Source organism: Bradyrhizobium sp. B117 (assembly GCF_038969555.1).
Classification (GTDB): Bacteria; Pseudomonadota; Alphaproteobacteria; order Rhizobiales; family Xanthobacteraceae; genus Bradyrhizobium.
This window is the reverse complement of the sequence record NZ_CP152414.1, coordinates 8273809-8293452: the sequence shown is the minus strand read 5'-3', so window position 1 is coordinate 8293452 and position 19644 is coordinate 8273809. Positions and strand designations below refer to the sequence as shown.

The window sequence follows — 19644 nt, the reverse complement described above, 5'->3', positions numbered from 1 at the left end:
CGAAAACTCTAGCCAAAACTGGTCCAGTTTGCCGGCCTCAGATCAGGCGGCTGCTTCACCCGTACCAGGCCGCAATTTCAAATCGAGCGCGTGCTGATACGTCCCAGTGCCAAACCCTCGAGTAGTCACACAATAGTCCTCACCAGAATCGGCAGTATCTCGATTGTTGTTAAGGAGTTAGGATTGTTGAGAACTTGCTGACGCTGACGCAATTCATCACGATCAGACGGGGTACAACACAATGGCAAGCCAACTAATCATTGCACGTCTCACCACAAAGCCGCTCGGATAAGACGTTGCAATTGCACACGGCTGATCAAATCGCACGGTGTCCCCTGCAATCGCCCCTCCGTTCGATATCGATACGAGAAGGAGCTGCGCGTTGCCAGTTCGAGCGCCCCGTAAGGTCGGCGCGCCTGATTGACCGACGTATCACGTCGCATGCATCCTTGGGCCCGGGGAATCCACAATGCGGATGCTTCGGTGAACTGGCTACATCAACGAGCTGCGAAACGGAAAAAGTTGCACGTCCTTGTCCCTGGACCCAAGGCTCATCCAATGACGATCTCTACAAAACTCAAGTGGAAAGAGCACGTCGCGAATGCGTTGCGCAAGATCGAGTTGTTAGAAGCCGAATATGAGGCTATCACAGTCGGACAGCTGGTTTCAATGCGCGCCAGAACGCACAGCTCCGTGACCGCGATCGACGTTTTCGACCGTAGCGAGCGTGTGACCTACGCGGAGATGGACCGATTATCTAACAAATATGCGCATGCGCTGCGTGCATTCGGCATACACAAGCACGACCGCATTGGCGTGATGCTGCCTAACCGCATCGAATTCCCGGCGCTGTGGTTCGCGATTGCGAAGCTCGGCGCGGTGATGGTTCCCATCAACATACGCTACACGCCGAGGGAAATCGGATACGTTCTCAGCGATACACAGGCCGGGTTTGCCGTTGTCGACACGGCGGCATGGTCGGTGTTCTCCGCGATGGAGCCTTGGCCGCAAGAGCTACACAAGGAGAGAGTAATTCTCGTTGGACAGCCTTCGCACGGGACAACCATTGCCCTCGATAAGTTAGTCAAGGGTGCCAACGACTCTCTGGTGGAGGAGGATATACGTCCCGACGACCTATTGAATCTTCAATATACTTCCGGGTCAACAGGCTTTCCGAAGGGCTGCATGTTGACGCACGACTATTGGGGCGTGAGCTCGTACCAAGCGGTGTGCTGGGACAGACACTCGTACCAGAGATATTTGTCTGCACAACCTTTCTTCTATGGCGATCCGCAAGGCCATCTTCTGAGGTCGTATCGACAGGGCGGCACCCTTTACCTGGCTCCGCAACCCAGTTCGAGGCGCTTCTTCGGCTGGGTCAAGCAGCACCGCATCGAGTGGTGCCAGGTTCCCGAGCTGATAGGCCGGCAGACCGGTCCCGACGACCAAGCCGAGGCGACATGCCTCAAGCAGACCCTCAATTGGGGGTGGAGTCCGGATACTCTACGCCAATTCCGCAAGCGGTTCCCGGTGCGCACCCAAGATGCTTACGGCATGACCGAAATCGCCTTCGGCACACTAATGCCGAGCGACCTCGACGAATTGGCCGAATCAGGTTCGGTTGGGATCCGCGCACCTTTCCGAACGTTGCGGCTGATGAACGAAAATGGGCGTGCCACACCGATCGGCGAGGTCGGCGAATTATGGGTAAGTGGACGCGGTATCTTGAAGGGCTATTGGAACAAACCGGACGAAAATGCCGCCTCGTTTGAAGGAGAATGGTTCAAGACCGGTGATCTGCTGCGTAGCGATGAATTAGGCTTCTATTGGCTCGTAGGGCGCAAAAAGGAGATGATCCGCCGCTCGGGCGAGAACATCGCCGCACGGGAGGTGGAGGCCGTGATCCGCGAGATTCCCGAAATTGCTGATTTGGCGGCCGTGCCCGTTCGCGACGTGAAGCGTGGCGAGGAGGTCAAGATCTACGTCGAACTGAGGGAGGGCGTCACGCCAGACGATCAGGCGGTGAGGCGCATTCTCGAGCATGCTCGTGCGCACCTTGCCGCTTTCAAGGTGCCGCGGTACATTGCTTTCATTTCGGCGCTTCCTAGAACCACCTCCAGCAATAAAGTGCTCAAACGTGAGCTGATGGTTAGCGATCCGCTTGCCGGCGCATATGACGCCGAAGCGAAGCGCTGGGGATGACGTTTGAACCAACTCGGCCTACACGTCCAGTTGCGAGCGACCGATCTTTAAGCCATCCAAACACCGCCATGGCTACCCCTGGCATGTCCTCATCGCATCGGCATCAGTGATCGAGAAAATCCTGAGATCTCTGCCTCGTTGAAGAAGCTGTTCGGCAAGCGCAGTCACGGAAGCGAAAATCTTTGGAGACTGGAGGAGTTCGCGCGAAGTTGTAGGGTCAGAACGACAGGCGATGATCTATCTGATAGGAAGAAAGAGAAAGGCACTTACATTCGCGGCCGCGTGCCAGGCTGGCTGGCCTTTCTTCTTACCGGTTGACGTTCCGGTCCAATGTTAAAAGCCAAGCGACGAAGTGATTGGCGGTACAGAGAGGTCCATTACGGTCTGCTGACCTATCACCTCAGAGCAAATCTAGAAGAAACAGCCATGGATGCGAAATGATCTTCCCCCAACAAAGTGGGGGGTTTAAGTGGCCTTGCTCCCTCTCGATCGCAGAGATATATCCGATGGCGGAATGGAGCCGGGTTCATTGTAGAAGCCCTTGATGAAGGTGAGGATATCGAGCCGGGCCTCGGTGCGGGTCCGGTACTGCCGATGGTGAACGAGCTCGGTTTGAGGGAGAAGCTCTTCATCCGAGCATTGTCGTAGCAGTCGGCCTTGGGACTCATCCGATGCGGCGAGGCCGGCGACGGCAAGAGCTGGGCAATATTCGTCTGAAACGTACTGGGCGAATTCAAGCGGTCGTCGCAACACTCTCGAGTTGGAGTTTGCGACAGGCGTTCGAAAGCGGCGGCCGGCACCGTCTCGGCGAGCGACATTACCATCGCCAAGACAACCGCCTGTGGCTGGACGGGATGAACAGAGAAGTTTCTGGCGAGCTATCGCTGCCGGGAAAAGTAGCGAAAAAGCCGCGCTGGAAGCCGGGGTGACGCAGCCTGCAGGAATCAGATGATTTCGAAGGGTAGGCGGCATGTCACCAGCGGTGTTCAAGTCCTCAGCAAAGCCGCTCTCCCGGCGATATTTGTCGTTAGTGGTGCGCGAAAGGATTGCGCTTCTCACGGCGCCGGGCAGTTGCGTCGGAGAGATTCGGGGCGGCCTGAGTCGATCCGCCTGGACGATCTCGCGAAAACTGCGGGCAATTGCAGCGATACGCGGCGGGCGGTTCGAGTATCGGGCGACGACGGCCCAGTGGTATGCCGATCGGCCGGCACGTCGCCCCAGATGCGCACTTATGTGGAGGAGAGACTTGCCCGCGTCGTCGTAGCCCCGAGCGGCGCTCCCGTTGGTGATTCGGCAGTTCCGTGGAAGGGCCGCCGGCATGGCCGGCGAAAGGATCGGCGATGCGCTAAGACCTGCAGCGCCGAGCAGATAGCCCGACGCCCCTCGATCGACTTCCCGAACGAGAAGACGATGCGCATCAGCCACGAAGCCATCTATCAGTCCTTCTTCGTTCAGAGCCGGGGAGTGTTGCGCCGAGTGCTGACGACCTGCTTGCGAACAGGACGCGTGTTGCGAATGCCTAGGGGACGAGTACGCGGACAAGAGCTTTGTCTCGCCGGAGATCAGTCCGTCAGCGCCCTGATCGCGCGGTGCCGAGACATTGGGAGGAAGACCTCATTCTGGGCCTTGGCAGCTCGGCAGTCGGCAAATCGGTCGAACGCAGGACCCGCTTCACGATGTTAATTTAGCGCATCTTCCGCGCCTTGTTCGGCGCAGCACCGCGTGTGAAGAACGGGCCTGCATTGGCGGGCACACAGCCGAAGCGGCGCGACGCGATTATGCGCACCATCATCACCTTACCCCAAGAGCTACGCCATTCGATGACTTGACCTTGCCCCCATATGTGGAACGGCCCGCGTGGCAAGAGCTTTTTCAGTCGATTTCACACATTGGAACGGTGCGGTCATATGTCCGGCCTTTGCGCGCGGCACATGGCCGCTGGCCTCGATGAGATCCGCGGAACGAGGAGCTAAATCAAGTTTACGCGTTTGAGCGCATTGGGGGCAGTAGCTTCACTCGTTTCGGGATGTCGTCCCATGGGTTCATCGGCTGTTGTTGCACCTTGCCCTCTGCCGGCCTGCGCCGGTCAGATCGCTTTGGCGGTCACTGCGTCTATCAGACGGCGGCCGCGGCAGTCAGCGGGTCGGGACGTCGGTACGTCCCGCCCTTGTTCAGAAGCGCCCAGATGATCCGCGCCGTCTTGTTTGCCTGCGCGACCGCGGCAACCTTGAAGGGCCGTCTGGCGAGAAGCGCCTTCAGCCACGGCCGCGCCCGAGCGTCGTTTCGGACAACCCGCAAGACGGCCGTCGCCCCGACAACGAGCAGAGAGCGGAGTTCCGGATTTCCCATCTTCGATATTCCTCCCAGTCGCTCTTTGCCTCCGCTTGAATGAGGCCGCGGCGTCAATCCGAGCCAGGCGGCAAAGTGGCGAGCCGACTTGAACCCGCCGGGATCCGGCACGAGCGCCTTGATGGTCGCCGCCGTGATGGCGCCGACGCCAGGTATCGTGGTCAACCGACGCATGTCCTCGTCGTGCTTGGTTTCCACAACAATCGCGCGCTCGAGCCTCTCGATTTGGTCGGCTGAAGCTTCAATCTCGTCGGCAATAGCCCTCAGCGCGAAGCGCGCTGCTGCGGGCAGGCGAGCATCTGTCTCATCCCGTACGATTGCGACCAGCGCCTCAACCTTTGCCAGGCCAGCGGTGGCGATGATGCCCAATTCGGCCAGATGCGCGCGCAACGCGTTGACGGCCTGCGTTCGCTGCCGCACTAGAAGGGCGCGGGTCTTCAGCACCATCGCGGCAGCCTGTTGCTCGGCCGTCTTGATCGGGACGAAGCGCATGGTCTTGCGGGTCACCGCTTCGCTGATGGCCTCTGCGTCCGCCGCATCCGTTTTGCCTCGCTTTACGAAGGGTTTGACATAAGCCGGCGGAATGAGCCGCACCTCATGACCGAGAGCTGCGATCTCGCGCGCCCAATAGTGGGCGCTACCGCAGGCTTCCATCCCCACCAGGCATGGTGGCAGTTTCTCGAAGAAGCGCAGAACCTCGCTGCGCCGCAATTTCCTGTTGAACACGGGCGAGCCCTCCGCATCCGCGCCGTGAACCTGGAAAACGTGCTTGGCCAAATCTAACCCGATGGTGCTAACCTGTTTCACGGAACGGTCCCTCCTTTGTGGCGTTCGAACAACGACCACGTTCTAGCACTTTGATGCTGTTGGAGCGGGCCGTTCCACCACATCAAGTTTTGTCCAGTCCTGAGTTCGCCCCGGCTGTTGGATTTGGCCGGTTGGGCGGTGGCAGCGGCGCGAGCTGGCGCGGAGCCCTCAACATAGCGCAGCGCCAGATCCCGTCGCGGGTTGCAGGTGGTGGCGAACTCGGATGGCATCCTCCATCCGAGCCGTGAGTGTGGTCGTGTGTCGTTGTAATCGGCGCGCCAGCATCCGAGCGCGACGCGGGCCTGGGCCAGCGACGTGAACAGCGTCTCGTTCAACAATTCGTCCCGCAGCCGGCCGCTGATGGGGAAGACGGCCCCGCTCCCTCGGCGCCGGCGATATACTGGCGATTACGGACCCGCGAACAGGAGCTATTCCCTATGAAAGTCGCGACAATTGGATTGGACATTTCGAAGCACGTGTTTCACATCCATGCAGTTGACAGCCAAGGCCAAGTGACTAGTCGCCAGCGCCTCCGGCGAGGCGAGATCATGTCGTTCTTCTCCTCGCTCGCACCTTGCTTGGTCGGCATCGAGGCTTGCGCGACCGCTCATTACTGGGCGCGGGAGATTCGGCAGTTTGGACACGATGTAAGATTGATTCCGCCGGCCTATGTCAAACCCTACGTACGAAGAGGAGCCAAGAATGACGCCGCTGACGCGGCCGCGATCTGCGAAGCCGTCACCCGTCCAAATATGCGGTTCGTTCCAATCAAGAGCATCGAGAACCAAGGGTTCTTGATGCTTCATCGTGCAAGAGGCTTGCTGGTCCGCCAGCGAACCATGACAGCCTGCGCCATTCGGGCTCACTTTGCTGAGTTCGGAATTATTGTCGGGCAAGGCCGGCAACGGGTGGATGGTCTGGTGGACTTGTTGGATGACGAGGGGTTGACGCTGCCGGCCCATGCCCGCATCGCACTGGCCGTTCTTATGAACCAACTGAAGGAATTGGACCGGCAGGTCGAGGCCATCGAGCGCGAGCTAGCTCAGATCCAGCGAGTAAATCCGATGGCGAAGTTGCTGTCCTCGATTCCCGGGATCGGTCCCATAACGGCCACGGCTCTCGCCGCGACCGTGCCGGACGCGACCATGTTCCGCTCCGGGCGGGAGTTCGCGGCCTGGCTTGGCCTGACGCCTAAGCAGAATTCCACTGGCGGGAAGGATCGGCTCGGCCGGATTACGAAACAGGGCGATTCCTATCTCAGGCACTTGCTTGTCATCGGAGCACGTAACGTCGTTCGGTACGCAAAGGCACGCTCCCGGGTTGGAGGCGGCTGGATCGAAGCCCTGCTTGAACGGCGTCGGCCCATGGTCGTCGCCGTCGCCGTTGCCAACAAGTTGGCCCGGATCGTCTGGGCGATGATGACGACCGGAGAATTCTATCGGTCAAAGCTCGCGGCCTGACTTTCCGCGTATGTTGGCCACCTTATGGTGTGAGGGCAAATGACAGCATGATGGACACCGGCGGAGCTGGGGATCGAGCAAGCCCGAAGAGCTTTAAGCGCAACAAGCGCGACCCGTTGATGAGGCCTCGATCCGCGATCTCCATCAGGGCCAGCGGCCATGGCATCGGTCGCACTAACAGGCCGTATACATGAACGCACCCGACCGATATCCAAAATGCTGTAAAAACCTCTTGCACCCGCGGGGCCGTCTACACATGAAGCTCTCGATGAAGGCGTTCTGCATGGGCTTGCCCGGCGCGATGTAGTGCCAAGCGACGCGGCTCTGATCGGCCCACGTCAGAATGGCGTTGCTGGTGAGTTCGGTGCCGTTGTCGCTGACTTGCCGCGCTCAATCATCAGCCGGTCCAGCTCCCGCGCAACCCGGGTGCCCGAGAGCGAGGTGTCGGCCACCAGCGCCAGACACTCGCGGGTGCAATCGTCGACCACGGTCAGAATGCGGAAGCGACGGCCGTCGGTGAGCTGATCCGACACGAAGTCGAGCGACCAACGATCGTTGGGGGCCATCGGCGCCATCATCGGTGCCCTGGTCCCGATTGCCCGCTTGCGGCCACCACGGCGGCGTACCGCGAGCCTCTCTTCCCGGTAGAGCCGGAAGAGCTTCTTGTGGTTGACCAGATAGCCCTCCCGCTTGAGCAGCACGTGCAGGCGCCGATAGCCGAAGCGACGGCGCCCTGGGCGATCGCCCTCATGCGCTGGCGAAGGCCGGCTTCGTCCGCCCGGGTCGTCTGGTATCTCATGGTCATGCGGCAGCAGCCGATGGCTTTACACGCCCGCCGTTCGCTCATCCCGTGGGCATCCACAAGATGCGCGACAGCTTTCCGCTTGGCCGCGGGCGTCACCATTTCTTTCCCAAGAGGTCCTTCAACGCCGCATTGTCCAGCATGGAGTCGGCCAGCAACCGTTTCAGCCGCGTGTTCTCGTCCTCCAGCGTCTTCAGCCGCTTGGCCTCCGACACTCCAGCCCACCGAACTTGGCCTTCCATTTGTAGATGCTGGCGTCGCTGACGCCATGCTTGCGGCAAAGATCGGCGACCGACACGCCGGCCTCATGTTCCTTCAAAATCCCGATGATCTGTTTCTGTATTCGGTCTGCTTCTGTCAATCCCTTAAGAGCGCGTGCCGCGGGTACCTTGCTTCTGTTCGTGGTCGGCAAAGCCGCCACACGATGGGATTCGGTTGAATGGTCGGTTCAAGCTCTTCGGCGTAGTCACCCGACCTGGAGGGCGGACGCCACGACAGATCATACGAACTCGACCATCCCCACGCCCCGCGACGGGCGTCTCTTGGGATGACGATGGCGTCCTTACGCCACCGCCGTCCATCGGAATTCGGTTCCATCAACCCACATTCGGTGAAGGACGACAGCCATCTTTCTGGCCAGCGCGACCTTCGCACGCTTGCTTCCTTGCCGGTGGGCAACACGCACCGCCCAGCCCTTCATCGGAGACCATCGGGTTGATGGCCTGAGAACGACGTTGGCAGCTTCGAACAGGGCTGTGCGCGTCTCTCCATCTCCGACTTTTGTGATCCGTCCTACCCGATCAACCTCGCCAGATTGGTATCGCCGGGGCGTCAACCCGAGATAGGCGCCGACAGATTGGGAATGCAGGAATCGCCTGGGATCGTCCACAGTGGAGCGGAAGGTCAACGCAGAGACCGGGCCGATCCCTGGCATCGTCATCAAGAGCCGACAAGCCGGGTCACTGCGCACGGCCTTCAGAACCAGACGATGCAGTCGGGCGTACTCCCGCATCAGCGCTTCGCGTCCGGCAAGCAGCGGATTCAAGATCGCCACCAGCAAGGCGTCATCGCCGACCAACTCACGAACTCGCGTCGCGAACAGAGTCCGCGAGACGATTCCGACTTTGAGACCGAGCGGACGCAGAAGTCCGCGGATGACTTGCTCTGTGGCAGCGATGGAGCGGACGATATGCTTGCGAGCCGCGGCCAGCGTCCGCGCCCTTTGGCTGCCGATGCTCTTGACGTGAACAGGCTTGAACCATCCCGTTCTCACCACCTGCGCGATCCCACGGGCGTCATCCCGATCGGTCTTCACCGGCATGGCCGAAAGCGCCGCCTTAACTTGGCGGGCTTCCAAACTGACGGCCGGCAGCCCCAGTTCGATTAGATTTGCGGTCAGCCATTCTGACGTCGGTCCTGCCTCAAGGCCCACCCGTTCAACTTGACCAGCCCATGGTTCGAGGTACTGCACAATCGATGGCGCGTCCGTCAACGTCGTTCCCTCCCGGATAAGCTTTCCGGTCTCGTCCACCGCACATACCGCAACGGAATTCAGCGAAACATCGAGGCCGACGTAGATCATGACGTTTCTCCTTCGGATAGAGTTGGTCCATGATCGTCAGTCAAAACGTGCCGCGCAGCAAATAGGTCAGGCGATCGGGACCGAATACCCCATCTCTTCCGTAAAGCGGCTGCGCTTCATGCTCCCGCAAGGCCGATTGCTACGACAGGAGAGAGGACGTAGTGCTGATCAAAATAGTGGTGCTACAAGCTTCTCCAAAATTAAAATGTCGCGATATTTTCCGCTGTGGGAAAAGACTATTGGAAGGCATCCGGCCACGGAAAATCCACATTTCCTTTCCGCGAAGGCAACGACGTGCGGCATATCTTTGCATACCATTGCGAGAATGCAGTGCAGATTAAGGCATCTTGCTCGATTTAGAAGAGTATGCGCGAGGGCAGACCCAACGCCCTTAAAACGAAATGAATCCTGAACGTAGAGCGACATCTCGGCCGTGTGCTGATAACCTTCCAAGACATTATGTCGAGTGAATGCTGTCCACCCGACCACAGCACCCTTATGGACGCACGCATACGAGTCAAATGTCGGGTGTCGTTCGAAAAGAAAGTGTTTCATTTCGTTGACGTTCCAGCGGCGAAATCCATGTGTTGATTCCTCTGCCATACATGCCGCGTTATAGATCTCTGTCACACTTGGCGCATCATCCAGTCGCAAAGGACGTACTTCGTAGGTCATCAGATTCTTCCCGATCTCGTTTCTTATCGCGTCTCACATGATGAGTATGAGATATTCACGGAATGCATGCTTTGCCAATTTGCCGCAACCTGCAAGATATGGGAGCTTGCGTGGAGCATGGAGACGGCGCTATTTACGCTAAACAAGGGACAAGTAGGCGTTCGGTTCTCAGGCTCCGCAGAGCTCGATAGAGACCGAAGCGCGCCAGTGGTACTAAAGCCCCTTGCTTGACCCAGAACGGACAGATCAATGCTCCGACGTGCAACTCATGCCGATGTCGACGAGATCACAAGAATATATAATCAGGCGCTCAAGCCTGGAATCTTCGCCACAAGCCAAATCGCTCCCGATACTCCTGGCGAACGTACGGCCTGGCTTAGCGAACATCAAGATCCCTATCCGGCGTTTGTCTATCAGAGTGAGAATGGTGCAGTGATCGGTTGGTGTTCGCTGAACAAGTTCTCGGTGCGTCCTGAATATACAGATGTCGCAGCAACATCATGCTACATCGACGAAAATTGTCGAGGTAAGGGACTTGGCAGGAAGATGCATGCTTACTTGATAGAAGTCGCATCCAACTTCGGTCTGCGGTTGCTGGTGTCGCGCGCACTCGAGAGGAATATCGCAAGTCTAAAAAGCACTAGTTCTCTCGGATTCCGTCGCGTCGCGGTGCTACACGAAGCAGCACGCATTCGCGGTGAATGGCACAACGACGTCTGGCTCTGGAAACAACTAAGATGAGTTGCAAGTGGCATTCCGCGAACGCGCCTAGTCCTCTAGCGTTACAGATCGCGGTGCATAGGGCTCGATTTGGACTGAGTGGCACGGATATGTAATTACCCGCCTCAAAAGTGCTCGCGAGACGCCACCGGATGGTGGCGATCGAGTGCGGCATGTGAGTTGGGCTCTGAGCGGAAGCGCGGCGGGGGCATTTGACAGCCGCGATCTTTGTTGTGAATGCGGGCCAGCGGGTCGTGAGGAAGGATTCGTCTTTCTTCGAAGATGAGGAAAGTAGGCGCTGATGAATAACATGGCGCGGCGGATGCAAGCCGCGCTTGCCGCCACTTCATAGTGCCTGAAGCCGACCTCCTGCTTGAAACCGTGCTAGCCACGACGCACCGTCTGAGTTTGGCTGAATCGAACAGGACGCGGAAGCAGAGATTCCGAGCGGCATCGAGCCAAATTACTTCGTGCTTCCCATTCGTCATGAAGATCATTAGCCATTCTTCGCGGCTCGCTCAGCTAGGAGCGTGCGAAACGCGACGTCGAGAGGGGCAGGGCCGCCGGCGAGGTGGCAGGAAGACCAGGACCCATTGGACTCTGTCGGCCGAAAACTATCGTGGTCTCGCCGGAGATGCTCGAGAGCTTGAGGCGGATACGCAATGCGTTACCCGGGCCGATTATTGAACAGTGAGGATCAAAACGGCGTCGTGCTCGCCGGAGTGACGTGCACCGCTGGTCAGAACCAGCTTGCTGAATGCGGCTCCATTCGATCGAGCTCGGTTTTTCAAGACAGCTGGCCGATCGGGGCGTATCGCCTGTCGTCCTCGCAAAGCAAGGTCGGGAGGCAGTGGTCGAGCAGACGAAATTCCTTCAGCATATCATGTCAGCCGTCCCGATAGTTGTAGGAGTGTTTCAGATTGCAAGGTGATTAGGCCGTCAAGCCCGGCCCGCCGAGCGCAACTATCCGCGCGGTGGCGGTCGTCCAGAGTTGATCAACGTTGCGCTCATGATCGACCAGCCAGGCTGCAGCGGCTACAGTGCGCTCAGCCGAGATCAACTGAGCGATGCCGCTCGTTTCGGTCGCGAGCATCCGTGCGGCTTTAACAGGATTGAAGGCATCAGCTGCCGAAAGTCCAAAGCGCGTTCTACGCCAACGCGAGTTGCGGTTGATCAACTCGAAACTGAGTCAATCAGTAGCTGAGCTACAGATACCCACCCGTATTGGTAGCTGTGTCCTCTCGCGGCTATCGGCAGTGTGGGGACAAGCTATAAATATCAGCATTGGTGGGTGCTGGAAGAGGTCCGATTGACTGCGAATTTGCCAATGGTGCAAGCAGTCCATGCTCAGCGTCGAGAAGGCACACACGATGATTGACAAGGTCTTTGATCGCAGTAACGCCCTGTATTTCAAAAATGTGCCAGGAAAAGGCCGTGGCGTATTTGCAAATGTTCCGTTCAAAGTTGGAGATCTAATCGAGCGCGCTCCGACCTGGGGATTTGATGGTGCCGCAGCCAAGCTACTGGATCGCACGGGGATCTTCGAATACTACTTCGTGCGGCCCGATCAACATCTCAGGAGCGTCCCTCTGACAGGCTACGTTGTTTTCGGCGTGATCTCGATGGTGAACCACTCGTTCAACCCGAATGCAGAGGTACTGTGGAACGATGAAGAGTCCGGCGCTTGGGCGAGTATTGTGGCAATAAAAGACATAAAGGTAGATGAGGAAATAACACATCGCTATATGAACATATCGGCTTATCCTTCTAGCATCAAATTCATTGACTGAAGTGCTACGGTCGTTGCTTGATCAATCTAAGAGCGCGTATGAGGATCAGAGAGCAAGTCATTTGGACGCGAGTGTGTTGCGGGAAATCGGGCCGCAGATCCGTGGGCAGATCAGTCTTGATTCCGACGCCTGCTCTTTCGACGAACTCTCGATCAAGACCAATATGACTCCGCTGCGCGGCTGGGGACGGAAGGGCAACCGAATAGAGCGCTTTGCACCGCATGGCCACTGGCCAGTGTTGACGTTTCTCCTCGCTCTGCGATGGGGTGGTCTCACCAGTCGTTGTGTGTTCGATGGATTGATCAACGGCGAATGCTTCAGCGCTAATGCCGAACATCAGCTCATGCTGGCTCTCAAGCGAGCCGATACCCATCACGAACAATCTGGCCAGCAAACATTTTATGCGCATCGCACATAATCGCGCCCGATGCCGCCGTCTGCCGAGCCGCCCCCTTATATCTGGTAGTATGCTAGGGTCGTCAGGCGTCTCGCTTTCGGGAAGCAGATCGGCGATAACTTTTCGCCTCCCCTTTCTCTCGCTTGGCTCAACATAGCAGAGGCCGAGTTGAAATCGATGGAGTCAAAACAATGACGATCAGCAAAGGGCCGCAGGCATTCCCTCGCACAGAGTATCTGCGCAGGCTTGCCGCCGTCAAATCGCAAATGGAACAGCGGAATCTCGATGCGCTCGTCGTAACTGACAGCTCCAACATTACTTACCTTACGGGCTACACGGCAAAGTCACCAAATGATCCAAAAGGACTAGTAGTTTCGATTCATGAAGAGGAACCGACGTTTATCTTGCGTAAGATGGATATGCCGGCAGCACTGCATCAGACATTTATCGAGCGCGGCAAAGTAGTCGGCTATCCGGAAGTGCTCATCGGAAATACAGAAATGGATGGCTACGACGCACTGATCGATTTCCTCTTCGAGATAGGCAGCGCAAACGGGGGCGTGGGTCTCGAACTTGGGGCCATGTCGGTGCATTCGGCGGAGAAGTTCAAGGCGCGACTGCCGCATGCGAATATCGTGGATTCCACCGGCACAGTAACTAAGATCCGAATGGTTAAGTCCGATATCGAGATAGTGGTCATGAAAGAGGCCGCCGCTATCACTGATGCCGGAATTGCGTGTGCGGCGGATGTGATGCGCCCCGGGCTGCGGGAAGCCGATGCGATGGCCGAGATCTTGGCGACGCTGGTACGCGGCGCCAATGGCAAGCCAGGAACGATGATTGAAATTCCGTATTTATGCTCTTCCCCACGTACGGGAACAAGCCACATCACGTGGAGTGAGGACGTCTTCCGCCAAGGTTCACAGATAAACCTTGAGATCTCCGGTGTGCGCCATGGCTATACTGCCCCGATCAGCCGCACCTTTTCAATTGGCCGGCCCTCTGACCGTCTACATCGCGTGCATGAGGCTGGAGTCGCTGGCTTGGAAGCCGCGCTGGTTACTGTCCGCGCGGGATGTACCTGCAGCGACATCGCCAAAGCAATCCATCGCACGATTGGAAAGCTGGGTCTCAAGAAGGAATCGCGCTGTGGCTACCCTGTTGGTATCGATTGGATGGAGCGGACCGCCAGCATTGCCGAAGAGGACATGACAGTGTTGACGGCGAACATGACCTTCCATCTGCATTTAGGTAACTGGATGATTGATGAGGACTTCGGGTATGTCATCAGCGAGACTTTTCGTGTGACCGAGTGCGGCGCCGAGGTATTGACGAGTGCGCCACGAAAGCTTTTCGAGCTTGGCTAAAGACAGGGTTCTAAGGAGTAGTCGCCGCGTGTCCTGCCCGAGCGCGGCGCTTAGTGGCTGCTGCTACCAGAGAGTCTCCCTCCTGGCTCAATCCGAGCGGCTAGGAGAGCACTTCCTGTTGCTTGGGTTTGTGCTCCCCCGATAACATGCCGCCGCTGGTCGGAACGGGCGATACAAGTCTGTTCCCGAGGAGCCCAGGCCAGCTAGATTTACCCCCCCTGCTCACGTCGATAGTGCCGGCGATGTCGAGCGGATCGTGGAGTTCGGGCGGCCGATACCAACAGCTCTCTTGTTGCGCCGCGGGGGCAAAACCGATGGAAAAGAAGTCGGACGCCGACTTGCATCCGGGCAAGGACCATTCCGGCGTCGGTCGATATCAGGTAAGCTGCCGTCACCGGCGACTTCAACTGTGTCGGTCGACGCTTGGTTCCCCCGGCGGGCGGCGCGTCGTTGTTGATGCGAGCATCGACGTTGAGACACTTCGCCGGATTATCGAGGCTCTGGATCTACGGGAGTTCGGGGGTAGGTTGGCACGGACCACACCGACATGCGTAAATGTATCGCCTCATTGTCGCTGCAGGTGCAAGAGGTGCTGCGATCCCCTGAGTGCCATTTGTTCTGCTTCCGCGGACGCAGAGGCGATCTATTGAAAGTGATCTGGCATGGTGTGCCGCAGAGCATAGAGGAGGTGAATACACCGAATCTGATGTGTTCAGCTTAATTGAAGAGGAGATTGGTCCTCCTGCATCGGCTCCAGCAGCAGATGCAAAACCACGACACTATGGCTTCGCTAAAAAGGCGCGGCAAGTGTTGCAAAAGTCCCGGGTTTACGGGGCAGGTGACTATCCGGAAGGCGAGCGAAAGCGGATCTTCCGATATCACGTGAAAATTATTTGGAAGTGCCAAAATCAGGGCGCGCATGCCATCCTTGAGATCAATCCGTCAGGCGCCTGGATACTGCGGGATTGCGACCGTTTAGAGGACGCGATCTGGATACAGGCTCGGGCTCTTGTAGAGGGCAGGACGGATTTCAAGCGGCCTGGCAACACTCTCGAGTTGAGATTGCGATGAGCATTCGAAAGCGGCGATCGGCACGGTCTGGCGAGCATCATCGCCAGGACGACCGCCTGTAGCTGGACGGAATGAACGGGGAAGTTTCTGGCGAGTATCGCTGCCGGGCGAAGTAGCGAAGAAGCCGCGCTGGAAGCAGGGGTGTCACAGCCTTTAGGAACCAGATTGTTTCGAAAGGCGGGCGGCATTCCGCCAGCGATGTTCAAATCCTCAGCAAGAGCGCTTCCGCGCGATACTCATCATTGGTGGAGCGCGAAGAGATTGAACTTCTCAAGGTGCAGAGCCATTCTATCCGGGAGATACGGATCTGAGCTGAGGGCTGGGAAACTAGCGTCCCTACCGACCGCAACAGGCTTATACTGGAGTGACTATTGCGCGATCGGCCGCTGACAGGCGTACACATGCAGATGCCGGAGGAGCAGCAAGACGACGCCCGACTGGAAAGCACCCACGCATCCTCGCTGCGCTTCGTATTTGAGCCAGTACCCGCAGCAGATCGATGCTGAAAGCCAGGCTGTTCCTCGGCCACCTGTTTGAGCAAGCTCCGGAGCTCACCACAGCGGCCGATCTGGCGAAGCGGTTTGTGTCCATCCTCAGTGGCACGATATTGCCGAGCTCGCTGAATGGATCGCGCAACAGGCAATAGCGAAATCAAGAGCCTTGCCAACAGCATCGGGCGCGACATCGATGCGGTTCGCGCGGCAACAACTAACTCCTGGATAACCCAGTGCGCGCGAAAGACAGATCAGCAGGATCAAAGCGGTCAAGTGCCAAATGTATGGCCGCGCAAAGCGACCCACCATTGCGCCGACGCGTCCTCCTGCCTGCTTGAGAACGACCGGGCAATCATCCAACCCCGATCGCACATGCTGCATCAAATATGCGGAGGAACCGCCGATCGCCGCATGCTAACGACCGAGGCGCCAATCGGCGCCCACACGTCGTAGCTCTGGACAAAATGACCATCGAACGAAAACTACGGGCGATTCTGCCATTCTTCACCGGATTTGATAGCTAGAGGCTTTCTCTTGAATTGGCACTCTATTCCTCTTCTGTTTTGGCGCTCGCCGATGCTGTCGCGGGCGTGGCAACTCAAGCAGTCTGTTTTGCAAGCGAGAGATTGGCGCTGTATTTTAGCTATCCTCAGGCCGCACATCGAGGCTCGATGTCAGCATAAGTTCTAGGGCGATATGGCGATCTAATGCTCCTGACATGCAGCAACGCTCAGCCGCTCGATCCTCTTAGGGCCGCCTATCGGGCCAAGCGCGCCCGTGTTCGGCGAGTTGCGGGTTGGTGAGAATATCGAGTTCGATGTCAGGCGATAACTCGAGGATGGCTTCTGGATGATGAGCGTTCTGGAACAGTGCAACAGTGTCTGGCGCTCTCTCATTTCGTAGACTCGAATGGTCATTTCCCGGGCAGCCGTCCTCAAGATTATGCGTTCCAGTCGCGAACCAAGCGTCGACTTTACTCGCGAACAATACAGCGATAGCGGAAGGGAGCCCTCCTACTAGTTTTGAAGGGTGACGTGGTTGGGCGGAGCCGATCGGCCCAACCGCTGGATGATCACAATGGTACAGAGCAAGCCTACTACAGTGGGATGTGATTAGGTTGAATCGTAGCGCCCGCCTCCTGTCTGAGAGAATCGGCTTTTCAGAGCTTCAGACAGGAGGTGCTTCGGTGGCGCAGGTGAGTCCGTCCGCCGACGCTTGATCGAGGACGTGACGTCCGCAATTGGGCTCCGGCGACGCAGCATCATGTTTCCGCGCGGGAAGTTCATCAGGGATACCAGTTTGCTCCGCCGCCAATTGGCAAGCTGCGGGTCGGGCAAGCGCGCGTGCGCAAACAATTCCTAAACTGCTTGAAGCTCTGCCAAAAAATCAAAGAGCCGCATTCGCTCGCAGGACCAGTGCGATCACCTCGCTCCAAACGTGTTGTGGGTCCCCGAGCCGCATGAGATCAGGCGCAAAATCTGCTATTGACCGGGTGCGCCGTGTTCTGAAAACGTTTGGCTATTCCACCACCCTTAGATACAGGGCCCGGTGTTTGCATGTTATTCTCCGTCGCATCGGCAAGCCTGCCCCGTCGGACCCTTTCGCTGGAAAGGATAGCTGGCTTTGCGCTCGCAGTCGGTAAGAGCCGAACATGCTCTGCAATCGTTTCAGCAACGTCATACTTTGGTACCAAAGCTCCTCGAAACACTTTCAATGGTCTGTGCATGTGATTACTGAGGATTGATTAGATGCTCGGCAGGTGTCATCCCTCGCATCTGCCGACGACAGCATTTGAGCGCAGATGAGCGGATGCTAGTCGATTAGGATTGCGAGGTTGGGCTCGGCCGCGACCTAATTCCGGCAGAAGCGGCCGTTCAATGCACTGAGATGAATGACAATCTGTGCTCATGCCGATCCTTATCAAAATAGGTAGGGATTCGTTCCGCTGCTGATGCAGTAGTCTCAATCAGACGCCCTACAGTTGGCGACGCGGACTATCACGATGGCAAGGGATGCAGAAATGCAAAGCGTAGCTGCTACATTACGCGCTTCACGTCTCATTCAAGTACATGATGACCACGCCGCTCGGAAAGGCATGAGATTTTTGATAGGATTCGATTTCAATGAGTATATATCAATCGCACGGGCGACTCCAACTAAGGGGCCGACAAATCCGAATTTTCGTCCAGATCGCTCGCAAATTGATGCAGGCGAGGGGTATTGGATCGTGGGTTTTGACAAGAATAACGATGTCGCAGGGCTTGAAGCGGCTCGACTATACCGGCTTCCCCATAGCAACTTTGCGGAATGTCTTGAATCCTTGAAGGCCTTTTACGCCGACCCGAATGGGCAAGCCCATCCTCAAGACTGCTGTACTTGCACAGCACCAAGCGCGAAGAAGATCAGCGGGAAAGTAGCCTACCACGGGGACCTTTGGGTCCGCGGAGACCTTAGAGGACAAGGGATACGCAGGATCATAACGCAAATCACGCACGGCTTTTCTTTTGCCATGTGGGAGCCTGACTTCTTATGTGCGCTTGTAGCGCGCTGGACCTTGGATAAAGGGGTCGACGATATGCTGCATCATGAGGCTGGCGGCGCGAAATTGAAGCTGGTGGAAGACGATATTGTGGAAGACAATTGGCTTTCCTGGACAACCGGTGTGGAGTTGAGGAGCCGGCTTGATCACGAGGATGGGATCGACGTGCGCCTGAGTCCGTCATTGTTGCCGGCAGGATCAGGTGGTGCTTAGCGGGCGTGCAGCCGCGCAAATGCTCTAAAGTGACCCCACGGACGGGGCCCCCTTGCCGCGGCCGCACGTCAACTCCCCGCCGCAAACAATCGTACCGCTGCTATCTTACGGACGGTAAGACGCAGCAATTGCAGCGATAGTGTTGTCGGTAGATCCAGGTGATCCCCGATGGCTCTGCCTCCTGCCGCAGCAGGACGGAACGGCCGGCAGTAGTCGAAACGCCGCCGCTCATTGGCGAGATCGCGCAATCGGCCACGCAGAAATGAGTCCGGCGGCGGACGGCTGGAGCGATAGCGGATCATTTTCGTGTCCGCACTCCACGACCAAACAGCCCGGCAATTCCGACAGGCTCATGATGGCCTACAGGTGCGTGACGCAGCGCGTTTGCCGGCGGGCGTACCATTATTTTGATAGGAGCTCACGAAGTGCGGCCGCATGGAGCATCTGCTCGGCCATAATCAACTTCCGTTCTCCTCCTCCAGGGCGCTCAGACGCTTTGCTGCGGAAACGAGCCACCGAGTTTTGCCTTCTAATTGTAGATCGTCGGTTCGGAAACATTGTGCTTGCGAGCCAGGTCAGCCGTCTTCGCCCCAGCGCCATGCTCCTTCAATATCGCGATAATCTGCTCTTCCACATGTTATCGGCTGACCATATTTTTTGTTAGCCTAGAAATCTGTGCCATATCGTTCGAACCGGCGATGTCGACGGCTCGGTGCCATGTTCCTTGCTTGAGGCAGACGAGACCAAGCCCAGAGATCCTTACCAGAGCTAATATCGATCTTGAGGCATGCGGCCATATTCACTGGTGTTTCTATGATGCGGCACGGTGATGGAGACTATCTGGGCGCGAGTTGCGTGTTAACTCCCCTTCATCTGTAAAAGTGTGCGAGACGCGACTGAATTATCTGGACTTTCCGGCTGTTCGGACACTGCCGCGACGGCACCCGTTAGATCATCTGACCCACTTCCTTTGGTAGCTACGCGCGAGCCACCGAATGGTCTAGTTCGTCGAAGAAAGGCAAGGCCGACTTGTTCGTAGGAGTTCCAGGATCTGCACGAGTCGCTCCAGATGCCGAGTATAGGTAACTTGGTGAGAGTTATTTGTTCACGAGAATGGAAAACTGAAATGCTCCAGCTGACCGAGAGTCTTTACTCTTTCTCCAGGCAGGCCCTTCG

The 19644-nt window shown here is 57.5% G+C and carries 11 protein-coding genes and 4 pseudogenes; 8 read left to right on the top strand and 7 right to left on the bottom strand.

Annotated features, from left to right (window positions below; translation table 11 throughout):
• Nucleotides 1–558: 558 nt before the first annotated feature.
• The gene (locus AAFG16_RS39815) at nt 559–2202 is read left to right on the top strand and encodes a class I adenylate-forming enzyme family protein (RefSeq protein ID WP_342734197.1); all 1644 of its coding nucleotides are present in this window, start codon (nt 559–561) and stop codon (nt 2200–2202) included.
• A gap of 2115 nt (nt 2203–4317) precedes the next feature.
• Here AAFG16_RS39815 and AAFG16_RS39810 read toward each other — a convergent pair.
• Together AAFG16_RS39810 and AAFG16_RS39805 are read right to left on the bottom strand one after the other, a co-directional pair.
• Nucleotides 4318–5358, bottom strand: a complete 1041-nt coding sequence (locus tag AAFG16_RS39810) for an IS110 family transposase (protein WP_342734195.1) — start codon at nt 5356–5358, stop codon at nt 4318–4320.
• A 134-nt stretch (nt 5359–5492) separates the two neighbouring features.
• Nucleotides 5493–5717: pseudogene (locus AAFG16_RS39805) on the bottom strand (transposase); the annotation flags it as partial.
• A 78-nt stretch (nt 5718–5795) separates the two neighbouring features.
• Between AAFG16_RS39805 and AAFG16_RS39800 the strand changes: the two are divergent.
• Nucleotides 5796–6818 carry an IS110 family transposase gene (locus tag AAFG16_RS39800; RefSeq protein ID WP_342734193.1) on the top strand — a complete coding sequence of 341 codons (1023 nt, stop codon included), beginning with the start codon at nt 5796–5798 and terminating at the stop codon, nt 6816–6818.
• A 258-nt stretch (nt 6819–7076) separates the two neighbouring features.
• On the opposite strand, the pseudogene AAFG16_RS39795 reads toward AAFG16_RS39800, so the two are convergent.
• The 3 genes and pseudogenes from AAFG16_RS39795 to AAFG16_RS39785 all read right to left on the bottom strand — a co-directional run.
• Nucleotides 7077–7981 (bottom strand): annotated as a pseudogene (locus tag AAFG16_RS39795) (IS3 family transposase); the annotation flags it as partial.
• Nucleotides 7982–8182: 201 nt separating this feature from the next.
• A complete protein-coding gene (locus AAFG16_RS39790) occupies nt 8183–9202 on the bottom strand; it encodes an IS110 family transposase (RefSeq protein ID WP_342734191.1) in 1020 nt (339 codons plus the stop codon).
• A 168-nt stretch (nt 9203–9370) separates the two neighbouring features.
• Entirely contained in the window at nt 9371–9877 is a 507-nt protein-coding gene (locus AAFG16_RS39785; RefSeq protein ID WP_342734189.1) for a GNAT family N-acetyltransferase, read from the bottom strand.
• 249 nt (nt 9878–10126) lie between these two features.
• On the opposite strand from AAFG16_RS39785, the gene AAFG16_RS39780 reads away from it, so the two are divergent.
• On the top strand, nt 10127–10618 hold the full coding sequence (locus tag AAFG16_RS39780; protein WP_342734187.1) for an N-acetyltransferase family protein: 492 nt from the start codon (nt 10127–10129) through the stop codon (nt 10616–10618).
• Nucleotides 10619–11528: 910 nt separating this feature from the next.
• Here AAFG16_RS39780 and AAFG16_RS39775 read toward each other — a convergent pair.
• Nucleotides 11529–11774: a hypothetical protein gene (locus AAFG16_RS39775; protein WP_342734185.1), complete on the bottom strand. Its 246-nt coding sequence runs from the start codon at nt 11772–11774 to the stop codon at nt 11529–11531.
• A 193-nt stretch (nt 11775–11967) separates the two neighbouring features.
• Between AAFG16_RS39775 and AAFG16_RS39770 the strand changes: the two genes are divergently transcribed.
• The 5 genes and pseudogenes from AAFG16_RS39770 (at nt 11968) to AAFG16_RS39750 (ending at nt 18468) form a co-directional block, all read left to right on the top strand.
• Complete coding sequence (locus AAFG16_RS39770; protein WP_342734183.1) at nt 11968–12387, top strand: SET domain-containing protein-lysine N-methyltransferase; 420 nt, start codon at nt 11968–11970, stop codon at nt 12385–12387.
• A 136-nt stretch (nt 12388–12523) separates the two neighbouring features.
• Nucleotides 12524–12745, top strand: a pseudogene (locus tag AAFG16_RS39765) (IS630 family transposase); the annotation flags it as partial.
• A 230-nt stretch (nt 12746–12975) separates the two neighbouring features.
• Nucleotides 12976–14151, top strand: a complete 1176-nt coding sequence (locus tag AAFG16_RS39760; RefSeq protein WP_342734181.1) for a Xaa-Pro peptidase family protein — start codon at nt 12976–12978, stop codon at nt 14149–14151.
• A gap of 1694 nt (nt 14152–15845) precedes the next feature.
• Nucleotides 15846–16169 carry a hypothetical protein gene (locus tag AAFG16_RS39755; RefSeq protein ID WP_342734179.1) on the top strand — a complete coding sequence of 108 codons (324 nt, stop codon included), beginning with the start codon at nt 15846–15848 and terminating at the stop codon, nt 16167–16169.
• Between the two features lie 1549 nt (nt 16170–17718).
• Nucleotides 17719–18468, top strand: a complete 750-nt coding sequence (locus AAFG16_RS39750; RefSeq protein WP_342734177.1) for a hypothetical protein — start codon at nt 17719–17721, stop codon at nt 18466–18468.
• Nucleotides 18469–18613: 145 nt separating this feature from the next.
• Here the strand turns inward: AAFG16_RS39750 and AAFG16_RS39745 are convergent.
• Nucleotides 18614–19102, bottom strand: a pseudogene (locus tag AAFG16_RS39745) (transposase); the annotation flags it as partial.
• Between the last annotated feature and the right edge of the window lie 542 nt (nt 19103–19644).

What these genes read in the sequence shown, in the direction of transcription:
- AAFG16_RS39815 (WP_342734197.1), top strand. Translation starts at nt 559, where the DNA reads ATGACGATCTCTACAAAACTCAAGTGGAAAGAGCACGTCGCGAATGCG.
- AAFG16_RS39800 (WP_342734193.1), top strand. Translation starts at nt 5,796, where the DNA reads ATGAAAGTCGCGACAATTGGATTGGACATTTCGAAGCACGTGTTTCAC.
- AAFG16_RS39790 (WP_342734191.1), bottom strand. Translation starts at nt 9,202, where the DNA reads ATGATCTACGTCGGCCTCGATGTTTCGCTGAATTCCGTTGCGGTATGT.
- AAFG16_RS39785 (WP_342734189.1), bottom strand. Translation starts at nt 9,877, where the DNA reads ATGACCTACGAAGTACGTCCTTTGCGACTGGATGATGCGCCAAGTGTG.
- AAFG16_RS39780 (WP_342734187.1), top strand. Translation starts at nt 10,127, where the DNA reads ATGCTCCGACGTGCAACTCATGCCGATGTCGACGAGATCACAAGAATA.
- AAFG16_RS39770 (WP_342734183.1), top strand. Translation starts at nt 11,968, where the DNA reads ATGATTGACAAGGTCTTTGATCGCAGTAACGCCCTGTATTTCAAAAAT.
- AAFG16_RS39760 (WP_342734181.1), top strand. Translation starts at nt 12,976, where the DNA reads ATGACGATCAGCAAAGGGCCGCAGGCATTCCCTCGCACAGAGTATCTG.
- AAFG16_RS39755 (WP_342734179.1), top strand. Translation starts at nt 15,846, where the DNA reads ATGGATCGCGCAACAGGCAATAGCGAAATCAAGAGCCTTGCCAACAGC.
- AAFG16_RS39750 (WP_342734177.1), top strand. Translation starts at nt 17,719, where the DNA reads ATGGCAAGGGATGCAGAAATGCAAAGCGTAGCTGCTACATTACGCGCT.